Here is a 20,073-nt window from a genome sequence, read left to right on the forward strand (position 1 = left end):
GAATTTTATAGCTTAAATTAACGCAAGATAAATTTAAAGTTAAATTTTGCCGCTCGATTAAGATTCGGTTTGACTTGATCAAAAAAATTTTATACAAATTTAAAGGGCTAAATTTAGAGATAAACTTAGCCCGCATTAAATTTTAAAACTACGCTATTTAGTTTAAATTTACACGCTGTACCGCGAAGAAACAGCGCGTAAATTTTAAAATTTTGCCGCACGTAGCGCAAAATACCGCTAAATTTACGCTACGCCTTTTTCGGCGTGATCAGCATATTTACGTAGCGACCCTCCAGCGCAGGCGCTTTATCGCGATCGGCAACTTCCGCAAAAAATTCGTCCCAAATTTTATTGAGCAAATTTACGCCGATTTCCGGGCTTGACATCTCGCGCCCTTTTAAAAATACGCGAAGTTTGACGTGTTTGCCGCTATCAAGGAATTCTTTCGCGTGCTTTACTTTGTAATTAATGTCGTTTTGAGCGATTTTGGCGGACAGCTTGATCTCTTTGATCTCGATGATTTTTTGCTTTTTTTTCGCCTCTTTGAGCTTTTTTTCCTGCTGATAGCGAAATTTGCTGTAGTTCATGACCTTGCAAACGGGCGGCTTTGCATCGGGCGCTATCAAAACCAGATCCACACCCTCTCGCTCGGCGATTTGCAGCGCCTGCGCCTTTGAAATTATGCCGTAAACCTCGCCGTTGTCGCCTATGCACCTGACTTCGCTAGCCGGAATGTCCTCGTTTAGAAAAACCTCTTTGCCTCTGCTCAAAAATTCACCTCGTTTAATTTAGCTTTTACGAAATTTAAAAACTCATCCAGCCCTAAATTTCGCTGTTCGCGCGCCCTACGATCGCGCAGAGCCACGCTGCGAGCCGAAACTTCATTATCGCCTAGGACGATGATGAGCGGCACCTTCTGCTTTTCAGCCGTTCTGATTCGTTTATTTAGCGTTTCGTTTTTATCTAAAATTTCGCCGTCAATGCCTGCTTCGCGCAGCAAATTTAAAATTTCTTTCGCATAGCTTGCATGCGCCTCGCCGATCGGCACGATCGATACCTGCGTAGGACAGATCCAAAACGGAAGCTCGCCCGCGGTGTGCTCGAGCAAAATCCCCACGAAGCGCTCGAAGCTTCCCAAAATCGCGCGATGCAGCATCACGGGCTGCTTTTTTTCATTATTTTCGTCGATGTAGCCAAGCTCGAAGCGCGCAGGCAGGTTAAAATCGACCTGCACCGTGCCGCACTGCCATTTTCGCCCGAGCGCGTCGGTGATTTTGATGTCGATCTTAGGCCCGTAGAATGCGCCGCCACCCTCGTCTAGACCGTATTTTAAGCCCTTTTCGTCAAGCGCGTCTTTTAATGCCTTCGTCGCGATCTCCCAAACCTCGTCGTCGCCGACCGCCTTTTGCGGTTTGGTCGAAATTTCAAGTTCGTATTCAAATCCGAAAGCCTTCATCAAGAGCCCCACGAAATCTAAAATTTCATAGACGTTTTCTTTGATCTGGCTCGGCATCACAAACAGATGCGCGTCGTCCTGCGTAAACTCGCGCACGCGGAAAAGCCCGTGCAAGACGCCGCTTTTTTCGTGGCGATGCACGACGCCGTATTCGCAAAATTTAAGCGGTAGATCGCGATATGAGCGGATCTCGCTTTGATAAACCTTGATGTGACCGACGCAGTTCATCGGCTTGATGCCGTATTCTTGATCCTCGATCGTCGTAAAATACATATTTTCTTTGTAGTTACTGTAGTGCCCGCTGATCTTCCACGCGTCGGATTTTAAAATTTCAGGGCCGCGCACCGGCTCGTAGCCGCGCTTGCGAAGCTGCCTATAAAGGCGCTCCTCGAGCTTTATACGCATCCTCGTGCCCGCAGGAAACCAGATCGGAAGTCCTGCGCCGATCTGCTCGTCAAAGGTGAAAAATTTCATCTCGGCTCCGAGCTTTCGGTGATCGCGCTTCTTGGCTTCTTCGAGCATCGTAAGGTGTTTTTTAAGGCTATCTTTATCGGCAAATACGACGCCGTAGATGCGAGTTAGCATCTCGCGCTTCTCGTCGCCGCCGAGATACGCCCCCGCGATGCGCGTGAGGGCGAAATTTTTCAAAAATTTCGTATTTTGCACATGCGGGCCGCGGCAGATATCCTCAAACTCGCCCTGTGCATATAAGCTAACCGGGCCGTCGGGGATGCGCTTTAAAACTTCCTGCTTAAGATCGTCGTTTGCATATTTTTTCGCGACCGCCTCTTTGGTGGAGGCTATCTTTTTAATCTCTAAATTTGCCTCGGCAAGCGCGCGCATCTTTTTTTCGATCGCCCCCAAATCCTCTTCGCCGAGCTTCTCGCCGCCATTTTTGCTAACGCGCATATCATAGTAAAACCCATCCTCGATCGCCGGTCCTACGAAAAATTTAGCGCTCGGGTAGAGCTCGCGCACCGCCTGCGCCAAAAGATGCGCACAGGAGTGGCGCAAAATTTTAAGCGCGTCCTCGGAGTTATCGAAATATATCGGCTGCGCCTCGCTTGCGCGCTCGCCGATACTTTGAGTATCGTAAATTTCACCGTTAAGTTTATATGCGATAATATCGCTCATTGGCTTGTTTCCTTTTTTACCGAATTGTCTTTCTTACACTGAAAGAACGAGAGCTAATTTTAGCTAATCAATCCTTAACGATAAATTTAAAAAATATTAAAATTAAAATTTTTGATTCTTTTCTCGCAATAAAAAATACACAGCGTTCGCACAAAGAGCACAAATCGCCATCACACTTGCGAGCAAAAACGGCTTATTCGCTCCCACTGCACCCACGATAAACGAAATAGCCCCGGCGATGGCAAATTGCACAGTCCCCAGTACCGCCGAAGCTGCGCCAGAGTTGCCGTCCTTATACAGCGCCATCGCAAGCGTCGTGGCGTTAGGCGCAACAAAGCCAAGGGATGAAAGCAATACGAAAAGCGAAGCCTCAAAGCAGATGAAAGGAAGGTCAAGCATAGAGCATGCGAACAAAATCAAGCTCGTCACAAGCATCGCTATTAGGCCGAAATTTAATAAAGCTGCGGGTTCGCGATTTTGCACGAGTTTGGCATTTAGTGCCGAAACAAGGGTCATTCCAAGAGCGTTGATGCCAAATATTACGCCAAAGGCATGCTCGCCCAGCCCATAATAGCCCAAAAATATAAAGCTAGAGCCCGTGATATAAGCAAAAAGTGCGCTCATCGCAACCGCAAATCCTAGCGTATAGCGCATAAATTCTTTATTTCGCAAGATTATGCCGTATTCGCCAAGCACGCCTTTTACGCTAAGTGTAGCAGTCCTGTCTATCTGAGCGCTCTCGCCAAGTCCGAAAAATATAAATGCAAAAAGCAAAATTCCAAGCGCAAACAAAATCGCAAAAATCGCTTGCCATGAGAAAAAATCTAGCACAAATCCACCTAGAGTTGGTGCTAGCATCGGCGCTAGCGAGCCTACGACCATCATCAGCGCAAACATCGCCGCAGCCTCGTGCAGTTCGAATTTATCATTAATTACGGCTCGCGCAAGTACCACTCCCGCGCACCCGCCTAAAGCTTGCAAAAATCTAAAAAATATAAACGCGTAAACGCTATCAAAGCTCACGCAAGCAAGCGACGCAAATATAAAAAGCAAAATGCCCGCGTATAACGGCTTTTTACGACCAAATTTATCGCTTAGCGGCCCATAAACGAGCTGTCCTAGCGCAAAAGCGATGAAAAAACTCGCAACTGATAGCTGAGTGTAAAACTCGCTCGTAGCAAAGCTTGCCTTTACCTTTTCCAGCGCGGGCAGATACATATCGGTCGAAAGTGGCGCCAGAGCGGACATATAGGCGAGTATAATCACCAATTTAAATTTAGCGAATTTACTTTGTTTTTCTTTGATCATCGTTTTCCTCAATTATTTTTAGGCAGAGCTCAAACGTGCGCACGAGCGCGTTTAGATCTTTAAATTTTTGCGGCAAGAGCCTGGCGATAAAATATATCGGACGCAGCGCAAGTACCGTAGTCCACGCACTTTGCACTACATCCTGCCCGCCGCTTGAGGCGTAGGTGCAAATGCTTGCGCGAACAAAGCCTTCGCTCAGACCTTCACGACAAAGATCATAGACAAACAGCAAAAAATCTCGCATTTTAGCTTTTTGCAGATCACCGCGCTCGCCGCGATTTTCAAAATCTATAAATTTCATCTCGCCGTTTTTTACTAAAACGTCGCGCAGCGCGGGTCTGCCGTGTATGAAGCCGCGCGAATGTAGCTGTGCTAACGCCGTAGCGTAGCCCTCAATAAGCGCCACGCAAGATACCTCATCCGAGCTTTTTAGCACCTCGTCCACCGGCGTGCCGCCGTCTTTGAGTACGAAAAAGCTCTCGTCTCGCAGCACCAGCTGTGGCACAGGCGCGCCGGCTGCGTACAAGCTCTCGCATTTTAGCGCTTCGTAATCGAAAGCGGCTTTCGGATTTGCTTTAAATATTTTCGTAAGTAATCCACCGCGGATGCGCAGTTCCGGCTGCTTGAGCCAGTATTTCTCGCCCTCGAAACTAAAGCTCGTGACGCGCTCGCCAGGATGATTTTTTAGAATTTCATTTACGTATTCTTTAAAATTTTGCATTCAATAAATTTAGCGAATTTTTTTTAGAAAGAGCTAAATTTGCGAGTTTTATTTCATAGAGTTTCATCTGTCCGCATAAAATTTATTACATAAATTCGGCGGGGCTAAATTTTAAAACTATCAAGTAGAATTTTATTGCAGTCTTGGAATTTTGTAGCGCAGGAAGCAGCAAAAGCGTATAATTTTGAAATTTAGAAGTTAGATAAAATTTCAGAATTTTAAAAACTAAAATTTGCGTCAAAAAATTTTAAAACTAGAAGTGGCGACCCCTACGAGATTCGAACTCGTTTTACCGCCGTGAAAGGGCGATGTCCTAACCGTTAGACGAAGGGGCCACTTAATCTGGTATTAAGATTAAAGGCGGTATTCTACTCAAGACGCACTTAAACCCAACTTAAATTAAGGATTATTTATGAAATGCTCTTTTCTGGCGCCACTTGCACTTTCGCTTCTACTCGCAGGCTGCGCTACCACCGCGCTCAAGCCCGCTTCCACGCAAGCTGTAAATTTCACCGTCATTTCGCCGCTTACTCGCACCAGCGACGCGGGCTTTATGCGTAAATTTAAAAACCAAACCGAGGTTCAAATTTACGCAAGCGGCATCAGCGTGCTGAGCCTAGTATTAAAAGGCGATAAAATTTGCATGAACGGCGCGTGCGATGACGAGCTCGTTTTCAATAAAAAATTCTTCGGCGCCGAGCACTACCGCGGGCTTCTCGGCCAAATCCTAGACGGCAAGCCGATCTTTGGCGGCAGCGACGCGGGCGAGCGCCGTTGCCTCGCGCAAAGCCTGCAAGATGGCTCTATCGATTATAAGGTTTGCCGCGGCAAGGACGGCGGCGGAAGATCCATAAGCTTCGCCGACGTAAAACGCGGCGTAAAGATCAAAATCCGCGAACTGCAGTAAAATTTTGCGCGGCAGGCATTTACAGCACGCAAGATATGTTACTCCACAGGGCTCGAAAACGAGTAAAATTTCGTGCGGTGCGTTCTTGTAAGCGCGCGGGAATAATGCGCTCTAGCAGCCGCCCGAAACACGGCGCGAGCGGTCAAAATTCCATTACTCGGCGGGGTAGCCGCCTAAGCTGCACAAACGGCGCAGTTTTATTGACGTTCTGCGCCGGCTCTTCGCGGCGAAATTTACCAAGCAGCGCGTATGTGCGAAAGAAAAAGCGCGCATTGAAATTTAAAAAATCCGCGCGCAGCTCGGGTTTATGAAATTTGCCGCACGCGGCGTAAAATGAAATTTAGGAGGCAGAATGAAGCGGATCGGAGCGCACGTGAGTGCTAGCGGCGGAGTTTCCAACGCGCCGTTAAACGCCGCAAAGATCGGGGCGGACGCGTTTGCGATGTTCGTCAAAAATCAGCGCAGATGGGACGCGCCGCCGCTTAGCGCAGAGGAGATCGTCGCGTTTAAGGACGCGCTGAAGCAAAGCGGCATCAGCGCGGAGCATGTTTTGGTGCACGATAGCTACCTCATAAATTTGGGTCATCCGCGCGAGGCGGAGCGCGAGAAGTCCCTAAACGCCTTCGTGGACGAGATCCGCCGCTGCGAGGCGCTCGGGCTTAGGCTTTTGAACTTTCATCCGGGCTCGCATCTAAATGAAATTTCAGCTCAAGAGTGCCTGGATAATATCGCAGGGTCGCTAAATTTCGCCATCGCAAACACCGCAGGCGTCAAACTCGTGCTAGAAAACACCGCGGGTCAGGGCTCCAATCTCGGCTATGATTTCGCTCAGCTCGCTTACGTGATCGATAAAATTTCAAATAAAGATCGCATCGGCGTCTGTATCGATACCTGTCACGCGTTCGCCGCAGGATACGACCTCCGCAGCCAGCAGGCCTACGAGCGCACGATGAACGAGTTTGACCGCGCGATCGGCTATAAATTTTTAAGCGGCATGCACTTAAACGACACAAAAAACGAGCTTAGCGTGCGTAAGGATCGGCACGAGAGCCTCGGGCGCGGATTTTTGGGGCTCGCGGCGTTTGAAAACATCATGAACGACCCGAACATTGACGAGATCCCGCTGATTTTAGAGACGATCGACGATAGCCTCTGGGCGGAGGAGATCGCACTTTTGCGCAGTATGCAAGGACGCCGCAAAGCCTAATCGGGCGCCTTTTGCGCCACGTAGAATTTATCTCATTTCGCTTTAAAGTGGCGCCAGCGATAAGAGCCTTATGCCGTGCGTTTACATCGCTGGATTTATCACTTAAATTTTAACAAGCAAAATAGCGAGGATTGCGCGTTAAGAATGCCGCGTCAAAAAAAGGCGCGAAATTCTGCGATGAAAACACAGCGCCAGAGCAAAAGAGCAAAATTTTTATAGAAAAACGCAGCGCCCTGGCAGGAATGAAAAATTTTACGCTGCGTAATTAAAATTTTCAAGCAAGATTTTTAAAGCGATGCGGTGGCAAATTTTAAAATCATATCGCTACGATATTTCAAGGCTCAGCGCCAGATTCGAAGCTCTAGGAATTAAAATTCTAAATTCCACATCAAAAAATTCGCGCGACTGCGTAAATTCCAACCTTGCAATTGCCCGATCTTTGCGGAGGCGCAAGCACATAAGGCCTCCATAATCCTAACTTAAAATTCTGCTGCGTGCCAATCTATGCTTTGGCACGTATTTGCTTATGACAAATCCGCCTCTTTATTTTAGCGCTTTGCTTGCGCTAAAATCTATGCAGGATCCGTGTAAATTTACGTTAAATTCTACCGCATATCGCCCGATCAATTTAAAATTTTATCGTTGAGCTTAGTAGCCTACCGCCACGATTTAAATTTAAAGGCGGCGGGATTTTAATCCGCAGCCGACGCGTATTGTACCGGCCGCGGCTCGGCGCGCTATTTTAGCAGCTCATACATATCGCAGGATTTTTGCCAAGTATTGAAAAGTCCGGCGGACGGATCATCTTTGCCTAGATCGCAAGCTTTTTTATAATATTGTGCCGCTTTTTTTGTATCGTTCATAGCAAGCTGACTATAAATGGCAAATTTATAGCAAGAGTCGAAGCTACCCAAGGCATTTTCGCTACCCAAAGAATTTCCTAAATCGCAACTCTTTCTGTAATAAATCGCCGCTTTTTCCATATCATCTGTGCCATATATATAAGCGGCTAAACTCATGCAGCCCATATAATATCCACCGTCGCAAGCTTTCTCAAGATAAAATTTTGCTTTTTCTATATCTTTTTTTAAAAGTCCGTTTCCTGTGTACTCATCTCCTAAAATCCAACAACTATCCATATTTCCTTTATCGCAAGTTTCTTTAAGCATTTTAACTCCTTTGTCGGGATTGTCGTTCTTAAAAATATGTAATGCTCCCGCTTGAGTGCAAGACTTCATATTCCCGCCATCGCACTCTTTTTCTAGCGTCTCAAGCTCGGACGCTCCTAACGCAAAGCAAGCGGTAAATGCTAACGCAAATAGCGATTTTTTCATTTAGTATCCTTTTTGGGTAAAATTTGGCTAATTCTACCCCCCCCCCCCCCAAAAAAATTAATTAAATTTGCCGCGAATTTTAACGAAGCGGCGAGAATTTAACGGCTACAGAGCCGCCAAGCCCGCTCAAAATTTAAATTTTACTTGGATTGAGCTATAATCGCGCATTAAATTTAACCTTGGATAAAGATTTGAAAATAGCGTTTTTTGACTCGGGTATCGGCGGGCTGAGCGTGCTCGCCGAGGCTCTGCAGCGGTTCAGCGGGGCGGAGTTTTTGTATTTTGCCGACGAGGATCACGTCCCCTACGGCACGAAAAGTAGAGCCGAGATCGTGCGGCTGAGCCTCGATGCGGTCGGGTTTTTGGTCACGCACGGCGCGGACGCGGTCGTCGTTGCTTGCAACACCGCCACGAGCGCGGCTATCTCGGAGCTTCGCGGCGCATTTAGCGTGCCCGTCATCGGCATGGAGCCCGCCGTCAAGCTCGCCGCGGACAGCTTCGGCGCATGCCCGACGCTGCTCATCGCCACGCCGCTAACGATCGCGGGCGAAAAGCTCGCGCGCCTTGTCGGGCGGCTGGAGTGCGAGACGTGGAGCCTGCCGCTACCTCGTCTCGTGGAGTTTGCGCAGGATTTGGAGTTTGACTCGCCTGCGGTTCGGGCGTATCTGCAGGGGGAACTGGCTAAATTTGAGCTTGAGCGCCTCAGTTCGCTCGTGCTTGGTTGCACGCATTTTAACTATTTCAAGGACGTTTTGCGCGAAATTTTGCCGCCTCACGTGCGCATCATCGACGGCATCGATGGCACGCTAAATCGCCTTGCAAGTGAGCTGGGCGGAGGGCTAAAGCTTGCGCGCGGTGAGGATTTGCCCTCGCAGGCGACTAAATTTAACGCCGAGGGTGACCCAAAATTTGATATAAATTCATCTGCGCAAGCCCACAAATTTGGCGCGGAAGGACGAGGCGCGGGCGGCGGACAGAGCGTAAGCGACGGTAGCTGTGGCGCCGAGTACGACGCAGAGGGGTGCAGTGAGGGCGACACTGAAGGTTACGGCGAGAATGATGGCGAGCGTAACACAGAAAGGCGCGGCGAGAGCAAGCCCGATATGATAGAGCAAGGTATGAGCGAACTTCGTGCAGTGTCGTGCGGCGCCAGAAAAAACGGCGCAGTGGGGTATGATGAGTTTTCTAACGCGGATGAGCGCGGCTTCGGCATGGATACTTCGCGCGACGTAAAATCGCAGGTTTGTGCGGATAAATTTGACGCAGACGGCGATATAAAATTTAGCGCAAATTCGCAAACGGGCGAGCTGGGCGCAATCCGCGAACGCGACGGTAAGCTGGCGGTCAATGCCCGCGGCGAAGAGCAGTGCGGCGAAGACAAATGCCGCATGTCGCCGCGCGCCGTAGATGCGAATTCGCAGCTCAAGCTTTATTCTCGAGGCGGCGCGGATTTGTCCTTAGAATTTGAGCCGAGAAGCGAAGGAACGGGCATTTCGCATGTGAATTATCCAAACGGCAACAGCGTGGAGTATTTTTACTCGGGTAGGGCGCTAGATGCGGCGCAGCTGCGCAAAGTAGAACTGTTTTTAAAGCGGCTCGATGCGATGCGAGCAATCGACTAGGCTACGCGTCCGTGCGTCGTAGATCCGTAGTGCAGGTTGGAATTCCAGTGCGTCATAAATCACGTCAAATTAAAATTCCTGTTCATCGCGGATCGCACTACGCGACTTAAAATTTGGATACGTGGTGGATCGCTCTGCGCAAGTTAAAATTTTGATGCGCTATAAATCGCAGCGCAAGCTCAAAATTTCGTCGTTTCGTAAATCGCGCCGCATAGATTAAAATTTCGGCGCGCTAAAAAATTTAACTCGGCTTGATGATTTAGAAGCGGCTTCTCGCGGCGCGCGAGCAATAGCGCCCAGCCGTCGTCCGGCGTGCGAAAGTTAAAATTTTACGGGGCAAATGCTGCCTTCCACCGCCTAGCACGTAAATTTAAGATTTAACGCACAACGCCGCCGTACGACTTGGAGCAGCATAGCGCGAGAAAGACGCCGTCGCTTCTTTAAATTTAATAGCGTAAGTCAAGATTGCTGTATGTGAGGAATTCCTCGCGCCGCACGAACTGTTACCGCAAATTTGAAATTTTAAATTTAGACTAGGGCGCGGATAAAGTGCGCGCGCGAGGTTAAATTTAGCACGCCGTGTAAACCGCCGCCGAGTGAAATTTAGACTAGGCGCACGGCGTAAATTTTAAAATGATTAAATTTTAAGGCGCCGCGCAGCCCGTAAGTCTTTTCTGTGATAGCCAAGCCCGCAGGCTTTAAATTTGAAATTTCAAAATCCGTAAAGCAAGATTTTACGCCGTATCGTTTCGCAGGAGGAATTTTATACGGCAAAATTCTAAGCCGCGTAGAGCGAACTTACTCCGCGCCTTCGGTGTAGAGTAAGTTAAAATGAGCTTACGCATAGGGCATAAGAGGAATTTTAATATTGAATTAATATTAAAATTTATTTTGTTCCAGAGAACATCTTTTTACGTTCATTCCATCTATATTCTTCTAACCCCTTACTTGCATTTTCACAATTCTTGTGCATTTTGCTTCCTTCTTCTATCTTATCCCAATCACAATTCTTTTCTACTTCTTTAGCTTCCTCTATATGCTTTTCATAGTATTCTACCGTCATAACTTTTATATCATTGACCGATTCTTTTGCGTTCACGCAATTCTTATATGAGTTGCTTCCGTCCTTTAAAGTATTGAAATCACACTTTGCGTAAACCTCTTTAGCCTCATTTAGATGAATATCGTAATACTCCTTGGTCTTTACCTCGGTATCATCGCCGCAACCAACTAAAAAAGCAGCTAACACCCCCCCCCAGAGGAACATCTTAGGATTTTTCATTTCATTCTCCTTGTTTGAAATTTATCGGTATTTTACTATCCGTTTACTTTAAAAATTTTAAATTGCAGGCGCACGAGCCGTTTTGACGCGGCTAGTTAAAATTTCGCTTTAAAATTTGCTCGCGCGACGAAATTTTGCGGAGTGAAATTTCGCAAGGCAGATTAGAATTCCGCCAGGCAGAATTCCGCATTACTGCGGAATTTAAAATTTAAAAGCAAGTTTAAAATTTGCGGGAGCTACTCCTCTACCTTTTTGCCTGCAAATCGCACGAGAGCCCACGTAACGGCAAATCCTATCGGTAGCGCGATCCAGACGCTAAGCCCTAGCGCTACGGGCAGGTAGCCCGCTAGCACGGCGACCGCGCCGACGGATAGAGCGTAAGGCATCTGCGTCTTTACGTGCTCGATATGATCGCAGCCCGCGCCCATCGACGAAAGGATCGTGGTGTCCGAAATCGGCGAGCAGTGATCGCCGAAAATCGCGCCGGTTAGCACGCCCGAGATATTTACGATCATATAGGCGTGAAGCGCATCGCCCGAAAGCCCGTGGGCAAGCCCCACGGCGCTTGCCAAAGGTATGGCAAGCGGCATTAAAATTCCCATCGTGCCATAGCTAGTACCCGTCGAAAAGCTAATTAACGAGCCCAGCACGAAAATCGCTACCGGCAGCAAGAATTTCGGCGTATTTTGGCTCAACATATCGACCAGATAGCGCGACGTGCCGAGCTCTTTGATGACTGAGCTGAGCGACCATGCAAGCAGCAAGATCACGATCGTGACGATCATCGTCTTCCACCCCTTGATCCACGTAGAGATCGCCTCTCTGACGTCAAAAATTTTGCGGTAAACGCTCATAAATATAGACACGACCGTAGCAAGAAGCGCCGCTTGAAAAAGCGCGACCGACGAGTTCGCGTTGCCGAACGTCGCCTGAAGCGTCGCAAAGCTTAGCGGAGCGGCTTTTGCGGCTGCGAGAGCATCGCCCTCAAGCTTGCTTAGCCCGCTAAAATAAAAGCTCGCAAACGCACCGCAGATTAGCACTATAAGCGGGATGACGGCATTTGAAGCTTGCGGCTTGATCCCCTCTTTGGGCTCTAGCGTTTTATCTTCTAGCTCGGCGATGTTAGAATTTTTAGAATGAATTTCGCCGCTCGCCGCTCGCCTTTCGGCCGAGAGCATTGGTCCGAAATCCCTGCGCATGAACGCCACGTAAACTACGAAAGCAAGCATAAAAAGATTGTAGAAGCGATACGGCATGGTCTGCACGAAGATCGAAAAGGCGTTTACGTTTTGCACGCCGATCTGATCATATCCCGCTCTTATCAAAGAGACCTCAAGACCTACCCAGGTAGAAATTAGCGCGATACCGGCAATCGGCGCGGCGGTAGCGTCGATGATGAAGGCGAGCTTTTCGCGGCTGACTCTAAATTTATCGGTGATCGGCCGCATGACGGGGCCTACGATCAGAGCATTTGCGTAGTCGTCGAAAAATACGAAAAGACCCATAATCCACGTCGAAATTTGCGCCGAGATACCAGTTTTAGCGCGCTTGCTAATCCAAAGCGCCACGGCTTTCGTGCCGCCCGTCCTGCTAATCAGCGCGACCACGCCGCCGATACAAAGCACCTGCAAAAGTACGCCCGCGTTGCCTTTGCTGGCCATCGAGCCCACCACGCGCGCGACCAGATCGGTAAAGCTGCCCACAAGCGCGGAGATCGGATTGTTGCCGACGACTGCAAGCATATAGGTGCCGCTAAAAGCGCCGATGAAAAGCGACAGGATCACCTCTTTGGTGATAAAGGCAAGCGCGATTGCCACGACGGGCGGCACTAGCGTCCAGATGCCGAAAAGCTCGGCATTATGCTGTCTGGTCGCGTCATCTACCGCAAATGCGGCAACCGATAAAAACATTAGTAATATAATTTTTTTCATTTTCTCGCCTTAGAATTTAATGCTTCTCGATAAAAAGCCCCGCCCAGCTCTGCTGCGTCGCCATCGCCTCAATCACGTTGATATTTACGCGACGGGGCATCGCTAGGCAGCTTAGCACGATCTGCGCAATATCCTCGGGCAGGATCGCATCGACCCCCTCATACACGGCCGCAGCGCGCGCTAGATCACCCTTAAAGCGCACCTCGCTAAACTCGCTCTTGCAGATGCCGGGCGCAATCTCCGTCACGCGGATGCCCGTGCCGCGCAGGTCGTTGCGGATATTGCGACTAAACTGCTTGATAAACGCCTTGCTCGCGCCGTAAACGTGGCTGCCCGGATAGGGCCACGCGCCCGCAGTCGAGCCGAGATTGAAGATATAGCCGCTTTTGCGCGCGATCATCAGCGGCAGCACCGCCTTGGTCGAATACAACACGCCTTTGATATTCGTATCGACCATCGTCTCCAAATCCTCTACGGGTGTTTGCGCGATCCCCTCAAGTCCTAGCGCAAGACCTGCGTTATTTACGAGCACCTCGACGTCTTTGAAATTTTCAGGCAGCGCACTCACGGCGTCAAACACCGCAGCTTTATCGCGAATGTCCGCGGCGATAATGTGCGTATTGCCTAGCTCGCCGGCTAGCTTCTGTAGCCGCTCCTTGCGCCGCCCGAGTGCTATGATCTTATAGCCCTGCGCACTAAGCGCCCTAGCGATCGCCTCTCCAAAGCCGCTCGTAGCGCCCGTGATGAATGCCGTATTTTTCATATGATCCCCTTTGCGTAAAATTTTAAATTTAGCGCAATGATAACGCAAAACGGATTTAGAATTTATGAATTTTATCTTGCGGCGCGGGCGCGGATGAAATAATACGAAGACATTGAGCGTGCTTCTAGCGCGCACGAGCTCGTAATCAGCAGCGGATTTGGCGAGCGCACGGCTAAATTTAAAATTTTGCGCCGTTTGTTTTTCGCGATTTGCTATAATCACTTAAATTTAGGGGAAGGCAAATGAGCAAATTTATACGATTTATCCTTGCTAGTATCTGTGTTTGCACCACTTATGCGGGTCTTAAATATGCTTTTATGCTCTTTATCACGTGGCTCATGTTTAGTGGGGTATATTTTGACGGGCCGGGTGCACTGCTCGGCATACCGCTCACGTTTCTAAGCTCATCGGTTATATTTGATTATTATTGTATTGCGCTGGACTCTCATCTGCTCTTTTTATCGCTGCTTAAAGGGCGTGGCGCGAAAACGCGGTGGATTTTACCTTTATTTTTTCTCATAACGCTCGCGTTTTGTAGTTTTTGCGTCTTAATCGGGCACGAAGATTATCGGCGCATAAACGCGCTTTTTGCACTCTTGCTTATCTCTCCTTTTACGCTCATCGCATATGCCATCGTTACGACCGTAATCCTTGCCAAAAATAAAATTTCGGATTATTATCCGGTCTTAATCGCGATAATTTTTGTGCCCATTCATGCCGCCAGCATAGGGATATGGGGATTAGAACGGATATATTTTGGAGTGTTTCTAAACGCGACGATACTGGGGAATTTTTATTTCACGGCGAAAATCGGGCGCGTAAATTTGATCGCACATAGACCCGTACCCGACAAAACGCAAAATTCTAAAGACCGCGTTATCAAAACAATACAAAGCAGCGCGACATTTTTAAACGACGATATTTTAAAGAAGCGCTAAATTTTATCCTTTTTAGGAATTCTAAATGGCACTTTCGTCGCGCGCTACAAGCTTATATGCTTCTCGATAGATCTGTGCTTTACCGACAAAACCTTCAAAAACTGCGCCGTTTTGCCTCTTGATACATTGACGTCGCTATTTGATCAAATTTATATCCAGCGTGATCTTATCGTTTTTGATCACGCGATTCCCTTGTTTAGCACATTTTGCGCGATTTGTTTAGCTTCTGCCAGCGAGTGTATCGCGAAGATGCCACATTGAAATTTATTCAGCTCAGCGATGCCCTCTTGAGGATACGCCTAAAATATTTTATGCTTACGCTCCGCGCCGTCGCGACGGTAAGGTTTAGTTTCAATAGCGACTAGCTCCAATAAAATTCCATCTGTTGCCCATAAAACCTTTTGCGTTTTTCGATTTAAAATTTGAGTCGCGAGAATTTCGTTTACGGATACTCAGAATAAATATTGTGGCTATTTTATATGTGTAGAGCGAGATAAAATTTACGGCCCTCAGGCGCAGCAAAATCAGCACGCGTCGTTATACGAGCGATAAAATAAAGCGCGCTAGAATCGGCTCCCACTTGAAATTTTATTTAAAAAGTAAATCAGATTTTAGCTTGGAATAAACCTGCTCGCCTTTTAACTCACGGACGATTTGTAGTGCGAATTCCATCGCAGTAGCAGGGCCTTTCGAAGTCATTATATTTTGATCTTTTACGACATTCGCCGCATTTGTATAGCCTGGGTGAGCGATCTGACTTTCAAAACCCGGATAACAAGTATAAGAGCTTTTTAGCACACCCGCGGTAGCTAGCGCCCATGGAGCGGCACATATTGCGCCGATTTTTGCGTTATTTGCATCAAAGTCGCGTAGGATCTTACCGAGCTTCTCGCTTTTGGCTAAATTCTCCGCGCCAGGTAAGCCTCCCGGTAAAACGATCATGGAAAATTCAGACGCCTTAATATCATCCAAAATTTCATCCGCCACAAGCTCGATGCCGTGCGTACCGCGAACGCATTTTTTCTCTAACCCCACGGCTAGAGCATCAATATCCGCGCGTCTTAAAATATCGATGATGCTTATCGCCTCAAGCTCCTCGAATCCGTTAGCTAAAACTACAGCAACTTTCATCGCATACCCCTTATTTTAGATACGAGCCCTGCTCGCTAGGGGCAGTCGAAATTTCAGTATTCGTGCTCCTACTAGACGAGCTATCGTATAAGAACGAATCGTCGCCTTTTAGATAAGCAATGATGTAGCCTAGCTCCGTAGCGCCCGTCTTAGCGGCGATCGGCTGCATGATATTTTTCATCTTGCCACCATAACTTAGATCTGTAGTGTATTGCGACATAGCTATCGAGATCTCTTTAGCGTCCATATCTTTGAGTTTACGTGATACTCCATAAGCTTTTTTTTGGCCATTCTCGCCGTGGCATGAAGCGCACTTCTCAGCAAAGATAGCCCCACCTCTTTCTTTTAAAAAATTTATATTTCGATTTACCTTGCCGTTATGGATTTTACTGCCTGCGACCGGAGTGTTTTTGTAGATATTTACGGTTACGTTTTCATCTTTAGAATGCTTTTCGATCAGGGATTTTAGCTCTTTGGCAAACTCACCTTTGGCTTCAAATACATACGTGTCATCGCTTGCTTTATCCGCGGCATTTAAATTAAAGGCAAAAAAACATGCTAAAAAAGAAATTTTAAAAATTTTCATAGAAAACCTTGATTTAGAATTTAAAAAGGGCGAAGCAAAAGCTTCGCCCTAATTTTACCCGTATAAGGTAAATAATTAGAAGCTGTATTTAGCCTCAAATCTGATGCGATCTTTTTTCTCATCAAGACCGCCAGCAGCATCGTCAATCTTATAGTGAGAATACCAAGTTTTGAAGCTTAGCTTTTCATTATATTTATAAGAAATTCTACCTACTACTTCGTATGCATCGTCACCATGCGCTTTACCGTCTAGGTAATCAGCACCAATTCTGATACCAGTATCAGGGATAGTATATCCTGCTACTACATACCAGTAGTGATTTTCGCCTCTAAAGCTTCTATAGTCTAACAACTCTTCACCTGGGCTAATGAAGGATCCTTGATCTTCAAAGGATACAAAAGAAAGGCTGTCTTTATGATCAGGTTCAAATTTCAAATAACCCGCAGCTAAATCAACACCAAAGAAACCAGCATTAGCTTCTGCAGCCCAGAAATCTGCATCATCGGCACCCACTACATTTTTATAGTCGCCATCGAAATCAGAAAATGCATACTGACCTTTTACGCCGAGATTAAAATCATCAGAGATATCAAAGCTTAGAGCCAGTTCTGCAGCAAAAAGATCTGCTACATCTTCTAAAGAGTTATACCATAATTGGAAAGATACGGGATCATATGAGCCCATAAATCCTATGCCATATAGGTTATGATCGGTAGTTAGCTTATTATTTACGTTAGCCCAATCAAGGCTTGAAATATCGCCATCGTTCTCTAGAGAATCCATCCAAAAGCCACTAATTGTTAAGCCCTCGATATCAGTACTAGTAATCTTAACGCCATCTCCATACATATCATCGGTAAAGAATGAGCCTATACCCTGGCGACCAACTGCAATCGTAGTACCGCCGATAGTGTATCCCAAGTAAGCCTTAGCAATATCGAAATCAGAATCTGGGTCTTCTCTTCTTGCGCCGTGATTACCATGATATTGACTATTTGAAGAAGAAGCGGATTCGCCATGATCTTCATCCATAAATCTAATGCCTACTACACCAAAGAAGTTATCGTCGATTTTAGCTTTAAAATCTACTTCCGATTTAAACTGCCAAACACCTCTATTGCTATCTGCTTTATTTTTAAGGTGATCGTGAGTATATCGCATACGAGCGTATCCGTTTAGATCCACATCCTTGATAGCTTCCTCTAACGGAACAGCACTTGCACTCATAGCAAGAGCACCTGCAGCGACTGCTGCCGCTAAACTAAGTTTAACTAGTTTCATTTTGAACTCCTTTAAAAGTTTGTAAGCGCAATAGTAGCACAAAATGACAAATTATATGCTTAAAATATGCTGAAAAATACTAAAATTTTACCAAATTGTTACCGAGTATTTACCGAAAATCCAAATTTAACGGGCATAAAAAAGCGAGACCCACACAGGCCTCGCCGATTATTGAAAGGAGTTCTAATTTCGATGCGGGGATTATATCAAGCTGCGGTAAACAGACGGCAACACCTCTTTCATGCGGGATAAATTTAATAAAATTTTACGATGCGAAATTTTATGGATAAAATTTCAAGATACGAAATTTGCAAAGCGCGGGTTTTAAAAATCTACGCGATATCTTATCTACTAAGAATACGGTACCGAGAACGAGTAGTACGTGAAGAACTGCGAGAAAGAAAATTTATAAGAATTTCGCAATCAAAATTCTAGCGCCAGCTATATTTCCATAATATAGAATTTTGTGGACAAAATGGCACTATGCAGTAAGAAATCTTAAGCACGAAGCAAGCGAATAGGAAATGCTAACCGAGCCATATAAGTAAGATGTGCAGCGCAGAATTTTGTGAAATATAAAATTCCACAACTTATAAAATATAAAATTTATGCAGGCAATCGCATAAAGAATCAGCGGACTTTAAAGCGCAAGCAAATCGCGCCAGCCCGCCATGATTAAGAACAGAAACTATTGCCTTCATAAGAGTAGAGAGCAAACACAAAAACGTTTCACAAAGTAAAAGCAGGCTCGCTTACCTTCAAGGGCGCAGCGACTAAAAATCGCGTAGGATTAAAAGCTGATATTTTCACTCTCAGGTACAGCAATAGCGTCGTTTTTATGCATTTGTTTGGTCTCGATTTTACCGATATCATAAGCGCGCGGAACAACGGAACCTGCCTTGCGCGAGATAATTCGCATATCGGTGATAGCGCCTGAAGCGGTACTTATATAGGCAGTATCTCCTGCAGCCGCATAATATCTGCTTGCGCGAGCGGTGTATAGCTCGCCGCTGAATAGGTCTTTAAACGTATAGACGTAAGCTGTGGAGCTTTGACGAGTGTAGTTTACGATCTCGGATTTTAGCGAGCGCAAGTTGCCTGCAGGCGTCGGAGCGGTGCTTACGGCGCAGCCTGCGATGCTAAGAGCCAAAAGTGCGGAAAATATGAAATTTTTCATTCAGTATCCTTCATTTGTAAAATTTGAACTTTTAGAGTAGTAGGTTTGGGCTTAAAGTTTGCTTTTTTGAGAGGCATCGAAGTGGAATTTAAACGACGATGGATGCGCTTGCGTCGCTGGCATTTGTTTTTGAGGAGCGTCGAAGTGGAATTTAAACAGATCTCTCTTAGCGTTAGGCGAAGCGAGAATGCGCTTTTGACGATTTTTCTATATATGCGGGGTAGAATTTAGCAGTAATCGCGAGCGAGACTTGGTAGTCGCGTCTAAATTAAAACAACAGAGCTCTAGTTTTTTACCCGGCCAGCTTGCATCAGCACTCTTTGCGGCGCTGACCGCGATATTTGCAAAAATCGGACTCGAAGGGATCAACTCTCACTTCGCGACTTTTATTCGCACGATCATCATCGCCCTATGTCTCGCCGTGTTCCTACGCTACGCTAAAGCCTGGCAGCCGTTATCTAGTCTGAGCCCTCGCAACTGGATATTTTTGATATTAAGTGGGCTGGCGACTGGTGCATCGTGGCTAGCGTATTTCAAAGCTCTGCAAATCGGCAAAGCCTATCAAGTAGTACCGATCGATAAACTAAGCGTAGTGCTCGTTGTGATCATAGCCGTGATATTTTTAGGCGAGCGCCCGAGTCTTCGCGAATGGCTCGCACTAGCACTCATCGGCGCAGGCGTGATGATGCTGGCGTTTAAATAGGGTAAAATTTGCTTTAAACCTATCTCTTATGGTCTTTTTAGCCGCAAGGCTCGCGTTACGCTATACGCTTTGATCAGATAAACCCACTGCCGGTTTCTGCAAAATTGCCACCCTAAACCATTATGATTTCTTATGGCTTGACATTTAACCTACACGATTTCTAGGCATTAGCTGAAACGCGCCGGTAATCGATTTGCCGATACCTTGCTATAGTTAGGCGGTCTTTAGGGTAATTTTAGTTCTGCTTAAAAGTAGTGAGATTGAAATTTATGAGAAATCAAGAATTTACGCCTTAAAATTCCAAAAAATATCGACTCGCCATACCATAAAATAAAATCGCATCCGCAAGTTTAAATCAAACTGTAAACTTCTAAATCTACAATATAGTCGAGCAAGCTAATTACGCAAGATTCGAATTAAAATCTTGCACACTTTCATAGCTCCGCCTAAATCTATGCGCTTGCTACGTAGATCATGATTCGTCGCAAGTGCTAGACTTGTAGAATAATAAGCTAAGGTCGGGAGAAATTACTCTCCCTTACCCTTCTTGCCCCTCTTACCTTTAGCCTTAGACGATCCCTCTTCTTTAGCC

General features: G+C 46.6%; 18 protein-coding genes, 1 tRNA gene and 1 pseudogene. 6 read left to right on the top strand and 14 right to left on the bottom strand.

The features are described from left to right. Positions 1-248: 248 nt before the first annotated feature. The 5 genes from infC to Q0380_RS06080 all read right to left on the bottom strand — a co-directional run bounded on the left by infC (position 249) and on the right by Q0380_RS06080 (position 4,954). Positions 249-770, bottom strand: a complete 522-nt coding sequence (gene infC, locus Q0380_RS06060) for a translation initiation factor IF-3 (RefSeq protein WP_298961386.1) — start codon at positions 768-770, stop codon at positions 249-251. Beyond that, the gene (gene thrS / locus Q0380_RS06065) at positions 767-2,590 is read right to left on the bottom strand and encodes a threonine--tRNA ligase (RefSeq protein WP_298961389.1); all 1,824 of its coding nucleotides are present in this window, start codon (positions 2,588-2,590) and stop codon (positions 767-769) included. Before thrS ends, infC begins: the two co-directional genes overlap by 4 nt. Before the next feature lie 102 nt (positions 2,591-2,692). Beyond that, the gene (locus Q0380_RS06070) at positions 2,693-3,898 is read right to left on the bottom strand and encodes a multidrug effflux MFS transporter (protein ID WP_298961392.1); all 1,206 of its coding nucleotides are present in this window, start codon (positions 3,896-3,898) and stop codon (positions 2,693-2,695) included. Then, complete coding sequence (locus Q0380_RS06075) at positions 3,876-4,619, bottom strand: spore coat protein (RefSeq protein WP_298961396.1); 744 nt, start codon at positions 4,617-4,619, stop codon at positions 3,876-3,878. The genes Q0380_RS06070 and Q0380_RS06075 overlap by 23 nt, the downstream gene beginning before the upstream one ends. A gap of 260 nt (positions 4,620-4,879) precedes the next feature. Further along, positions 4,880-4,954, bottom strand: a tRNA-Glu gene (locus tag Q0380_RS06080). 77 nt (positions 4,955-5,031) lie between these two features. Between Q0380_RS06080 and Q0380_RS06085 the strand changes: the two genes are divergently transcribed. Further along, a complete protein-coding gene (locus Q0380_RS06085; RefSeq protein WP_298961398.1) occupies positions 5,032-5,526 on the top strand; it encodes a hypothetical protein in 495 nt (164 codons plus the stop codon). 352 nt (positions 5,527-5,878) lie between these two features. Further along, positions 5,879-6,733, top strand: coding sequence for a deoxyribonuclease IV (gene nfo, locus Q0380_RS06090; protein ID WP_298961401.1), 855 nt, complete (start codon positions 5,879-5,881; stop codon positions 6,731-6,733). Between the two features lie 737 nt (positions 6,734-7,470). Here the strand turns inward: nfo and Q0380_RS06095 are convergent. After that, positions 7,471-8,067: a tetratricopeptide repeat protein gene (locus tag Q0380_RS06095; protein ID WP_298961403.1), complete on the bottom strand. Its 597-nt coding sequence runs from the start codon at positions 8,065-8,067 to the stop codon at positions 7,471-7,473. Positions 8,068-8,258: 191 nt separating this feature from the next. On the opposite strand from Q0380_RS06095, the gene murI reads away from it, so the two are divergent. Beyond that, positions 8,259-9,689, top strand: a complete 1,431-nt coding sequence (gene murI, locus Q0380_RS06100) for a glutamate racemase (protein ID WP_298961406.1) — start codon at positions 8,259-8,261, stop codon at positions 9,687-9,689. A 676-nt stretch (positions 9,690-10,365) separates the two neighbouring features. Continuing rightward, positions 10,366-10,509, top strand: a complete 144-nt coding sequence (locus Q0380_RS06105; protein WP_298961409.1) for a hypothetical protein — start codon at positions 10,366-10,368, stop codon at positions 10,507-10,509. Positions 10,510-10,575: 66 nt separating this feature from the next. Here Q0380_RS06105 and Q0380_RS06110 read toward each other — a convergent pair whose 3' ends face one another. From Q0380_RS06110 to Q0380_RS06120, 3 genes are all read right to left on the bottom strand, one after another. After that, the gene (locus tag Q0380_RS06110) at positions 10,576-10,971 is read right to left on the bottom strand and encodes an EexN family lipoprotein (RefSeq protein WP_298961411.1); all 396 of its coding nucleotides are present in this window, start codon (positions 10,969-10,971) and stop codon (positions 10,576-10,578) included. Between the two features lie 236 nt (positions 10,972-11,207). Continuing rightward, positions 11,208-12,902: a Na+/H+ antiporter NhaC family protein gene (locus Q0380_RS06115; protein ID WP_298961414.1), complete on the bottom strand. Its 1,695-nt coding sequence runs from the start codon at positions 12,900-12,902 to the stop codon at positions 11,208-11,210. Positions 12,903-12,918: 16 nt separating this feature from the next. After that, on the bottom strand, positions 12,919-13,665 hold the full coding sequence (locus Q0380_RS06120; RefSeq protein WP_298961417.1) for an SDR family NAD(P)-dependent oxidoreductase: 747 nt from the start codon (positions 13,663-13,665) through the stop codon (positions 12,919-12,921). 242 nt (positions 13,666-13,907) lie between these two features. On the opposite strand from Q0380_RS06120, the gene Q0380_RS06125 reads away from it, so the two are divergent. Then, positions 13,908-14,603 (top strand): hypothetical protein, encoded by a 696-nt coding sequence (locus Q0380_RS06125; protein WP_298961420.1) that lies wholly within the window; start codon positions 13,908-13,910, stop codon positions 14,601-14,603. A gap of 179 nt (positions 14,604-14,782) precedes the next feature. On the opposite strand, the pseudogene Q0380_RS06130 reads toward Q0380_RS06125, so the two are convergent. From Q0380_RS06130 to Q0380_RS06150, 5 genes and pseudogenes are all read right to left on the bottom strand, one after another. Continuing rightward, positions 14,783-14,884 (bottom strand): annotated as a pseudogene (locus tag Q0380_RS06130) (S-ribosylhomocysteine lyase); the annotation flags it as partial. Between the two features lie 307 nt (positions 14,885-15,191). Further along, positions 15,192-15,734 carry a DJ-1 family glyoxalase III gene (locus Q0380_RS06135; protein WP_298961423.1) on the bottom strand — a complete coding sequence of 181 codons (543 nt, stop codon included), beginning with the start codon at positions 15,732-15,734 and terminating at the stop codon, positions 15,192-15,194. A 10-nt stretch (positions 15,735-15,744) separates the two neighbouring features. Beyond that, positions 15,745-16,320, bottom strand: a complete 576-nt coding sequence (locus tag Q0380_RS06140; protein WP_298961426.1) for a c-type cytochrome — start codon at positions 16,318-16,320, stop codon at positions 15,745-15,747. A 75-nt stretch (positions 16,321-16,395) separates the two neighbouring features. After that, a complete protein-coding gene (locus Q0380_RS06145; RefSeq protein ID WP_298961432.1) occupies positions 16,396-17,601 on the bottom strand; it encodes an OprD family outer membrane porin in 1,206 nt (401 codons plus the stop codon). A gap of 790 nt (positions 17,602-18,391) precedes the next feature. Beyond that, on the bottom strand, positions 18,392-18,778 hold the full coding sequence (locus Q0380_RS06150) for a hypothetical protein (RefSeq protein WP_298961434.1): 387 nt from the start codon (positions 18,776-18,778) through the stop codon (positions 18,392-18,394). Between the two features lie 250 nt (positions 18,779-19,028). Between Q0380_RS06150 and Q0380_RS06155 the strand changes: the two genes are divergently transcribed. Beyond that, complete coding sequence (locus Q0380_RS06155) at positions 19,029-19,481, top strand: EamA family transporter (protein WP_298961437.1); 453 nt, start codon at positions 19,029-19,031, stop codon at positions 19,479-19,481. Positions 19,482-20,073: the final 592 nt, after the last annotated feature.

This window comes from uncultured Campylobacter sp., from assembly GCF_937959485.1.
Lineage (GTDB): Bacteria > Campylobacterota > Campylobacteria > Campylobacterales > Campylobacteraceae > Campylobacter_B.